The following is a 3,306-nucleotide window of genomic DNA, read 5'->3' as shown; positions in this document are numbered from 1 at the left end:
ATATAATAATTTCCATTCAAGATATATCTGAATTAAAACAAGCTGTTCCACAACCAACTTTAATTTATGATGCAAATAATGAAGTTGCGACTAAATTAGCTTCTTCTAAAACAGAAGGAGTTAAAAGGAAAGATATTCCTGATATTATGGTTCAAGCAATTGTTGCAGTAGAAGATAAGGAATTTTTTAGTCATCATGGTATTTACTATAGTGGAATCATAAGTGCTGTATTTAAGAACATTACAGCTGGTGAAGTTGTGGCAGGTGGTAGTACAATTACACAACAACTTGCAAAAAATGTATTTTTGACACAAGATCGCACATACTCACGTAAAATAAAGGAATACTTTTTGACAAAAAAAATAGAGCGTACTTATTCAAAAGATGAAATTATAGAAATGTATATGAATCAAATTTATTTTGGTGAAGGTGCTTGGGGGATAAAAAGAGCAGCTAAATCGTATTTTGATAAAGAGGTAAAAGACTTAACAATTTCAGAAGCTGCAACGATTGCAGGATTAATTAAAGCGCCATCTGCGTATTCGCCGTATAAAAACTTTAATAAATCAATTGAAAGACGTAATGTCGTATTAGGTTTAATGAAGGAGCAAGGGTATATTTCTGAAGAACAATATAGTCAGGAGAAAGAATCAGGTCTTGTATTACGACGTGGTGTTGACGATAAATATAAGGGGAAATATTCTCAATACGTAGATTATATTATTAGAGAAGCGATGGACAAGTATGAATTAACACAAAATGAAATTTTAGCAGGTGGTTATCGTATTTATACGGAACTTGACCCGAAAAAACAACAAGCGGTTGAAGATGTTGTGAATAATGATAGTTATTTTAAAGATAGTGGTTCAGATCAGCTTATGCAAACTGGAGTGGTCCTTATGAATCCAAAAACTGGCGGTGTTCCGGCTTTAGTTGGAGGTAGAGGTCCTTATCAATTTTTACAGTTTAATCATGCAACACAATTAAAAAGACAGCCAGGTTCAACGTTAAAGCCTCTTGCAGTGTATGTACCAGCGTTAGAGCAAGGATATGAAGTATACGATGTCTTAAAAGATGAACCGTTTAATATTAAAGAATATGCACCACAAAATAGTGATCATACGTTCCATGGTAATGTAACGATGTATGAAGCAGTGGCAAAGTCGTATAATGTTTCAGCAGTTTGGCTATTAGAGCAAATTGGATTAGATAAAGGATTGAAATCTTTAGAGCGGTTTGGTATTCCATTAGAGCCTGAAGACCGTACGTATCCGATTGCTTTAGGAGGTATGCATGTAGGGACTTCACCATTTGTAATGGCTCAAGCGTATAGCGCATTTGCAAATGATGGTGTCCAAGTAGAAGCTCATGCCATTAGAGAAATCCAAAATGCTGAAGGGGAAACAATTGGAAAATGGTATAAGAAAGAAACTCGTGTGACGAATGAGAAAGTTGCCCAAAAGATGACATACTTATTAAAAGGTGTTATTGAAAGGGGAACAGGTGAAAAAGCGAAAGTTAATAATATCGATACCGCAGGCAAGACAGGGACTACCCAGCTTGTAAATGGACCAAGCACTGGTGCGAAGGATTCGTGGTTTGTTGGATACACACCGGATTTAGTAGGTGCGATTTGGGTAGGGTATGATAAAACGGATAGTGAGCATTATGTGCCAGGAGGCAGCCAAATTACAACGACAATGTTCCGGGACATTATGAAGAAAGCGAATGGAAATCCAACTCAAAAGGCATTTCATTTATCACTAATACCTGAGGCGGATTATACAAAACAATTAAAAACGATTGAGGAAGAAAAACGAAGGAAAGAAGAAGAGAAAAAACGAAAAGAAGAGGAAGAACAAAGAAAAGAACAGCAAAATGAATGGATAGATAAAGTAAAAGAGTGGATTCCATTTTGGTAAAAAAAGAGGCGAATAACGAGTTCGCCTCTTTTTTATGAGAAATGAGTGATTTTATCTCGATTCAAAATGTGGCAACAGAAAAGAAGTTAGGTGAGAATCGAGCTGCCTATAAAAATTTGATTGGTTTAACTTAATAATAAGTGGGGATGGGAAAAGCTCCACTTATTAAAGCTTCAGTTTATTTATTTAGTGTAACATTGGTCCTGCCGAAGGATTGAGAATCAAACGTGACGGTTATTATTCCTTTACTAATAGGTTCATATGGTAATTCCTCTTCGAAACTTCCAGTATTTTCATTATGGATAGAGAGTGTTATTTCATCAACGTCTTTATTTTTATATTGATCTTTAATCGTTTCAGCGATTTGAAGTAGGTTTTCATAACTAGAAGCTTCTGTAATAAGCATTCCTTTTATAACTTTTTTTTCATTTTGTGTGGAAGAGGAATACGGGATGTTGTTTTGTTTTGTATACAGAAGTTCGTATGGAATTGTTTTTCTTTCTGCTTTTGAAACATTTGAATATTTTAGAGTTAAAAGAAACCCTATACATAAAATTATGCAAACCATAAGAACAAACCAAAAACGTGTCAGTGATATAATTCTCATTATCATCCCTCTTTCATGTCGTTGTCTTCACTATTTATCATACAAAAAGAGGATTAAGCTAGAGTAAATTTGAAGTAAAGAAACGTAAAGAAGGAGCACTTATCCTCCAAAATAAGTGCTCCTTTTTATTAAAAGAGAGATTTAACATGCAATCAAAATAATACAAATTACTATAAATTAAACATTCTTTGTCTTTCAAAAATAAGATAAAAACTAAAAGTTAGTAAATTCGGAAGACTGATAGTGTAGCTGTTGTGTCACCAGTGTTAGGGATGGAAATAGTATTTACTGTAGGTTGTACAGAGATTGTTGTACCAGCTGTTAAAGTAATAATTGTGGAGAAAGAAACCGCACTACCGATAACGTTAGTTGAAAAATTACGAGTAGGTGGTTGACCGTTGAATGAAATACCGAATCCAAACGGTGAAGAACCCGGGAAGGTTGTAGATGCTGAGAAACTAATATCGTATACTCCTGTTTCTAAAATAGTTAAAGTATCTGAAGTGTCATTAAAAGAGAGATTATTTAGTTCGAAAACTTGATTGAATTGGATATTTGTTCCAGGTGATATAGTTTGTGGATTAGAATTTCCTATTGCTGCTATAGTTACAGGGAGTGGTGTGCCCGACGGTCCAGTAGCACCACGAAGTCCTTGAGGTCCAGTAGCGCCAGTAGCACCAGTAACGCCACGAAGTCCTTGAGGTCCAGTAGCACCAGTAGCACCACGAAGTCCTTGAGGTCCGGTAGCACCAGTAGCACCACGAAGTCCTTGAGGTC

At 35.5% G+C, this 3,306-nt stretch carries 3 protein-coding genes; 1 reads left to right on the top strand and 2 read right to left on the bottom strand.

The genetic code is table 11. The features are described 5' to 3' along the window. On the top strand, positions 1 to 1,922 hold a 1,922-nt coding region (locus tag AB3X48_RS19645; protein WP_483298830.1), incomplete at its 5' end, for a transglycosylase domain-containing protein. 178 nt (positions 1,923 to 2,100) lie between these two features. Here AB3X48_RS19645 and AB3X48_RS19640 read toward each other — a convergent pair. Both AB3X48_RS19640 and AB3X48_RS19635 read right to left on the bottom strand, forming a co-directional pair. Then, a complete protein-coding gene (locus AB3X48_RS19640; protein WP_002158629.1) occupies positions 2,101 to 2,529 on the bottom strand; it encodes a hypothetical protein in 429 nt (142 codons plus the stop codon). A 220-nt stretch (positions 2,530 to 2,749) separates the two neighbouring features. Beyond that, positions 2,750 to 3,306: Gly-Xaa-Xaa repeat protein (locus AB3X48_RS19635; RefSeq protein WP_367959831.1), on the bottom strand; the 557-nt coding region annotated here is incomplete at its 5' end.

Origin of the sequence: Bacillus sp. S4 (assembly GCF_040838205.1) — a bacterium.
GTDB lineage: Bacteria > Bacillota > Bacilli > Bacillales > Bacillaceae_G > Bacillus_A > Bacillus_A cereus_U.
Note: the sequence above shows the minus strand (reverse complement) of the source record. Positions and strands in the feature narration are given on the sequence as shown.

Coding starts and splice junctions, on each gene's coding strand:
- AB3X48_RS19640 (WP_002158629.1), bottom strand. CDS start 2,529: ATGAGAATTATATCACTGACACGTTTTTGGTTTGTTCTTATGGTTTGC.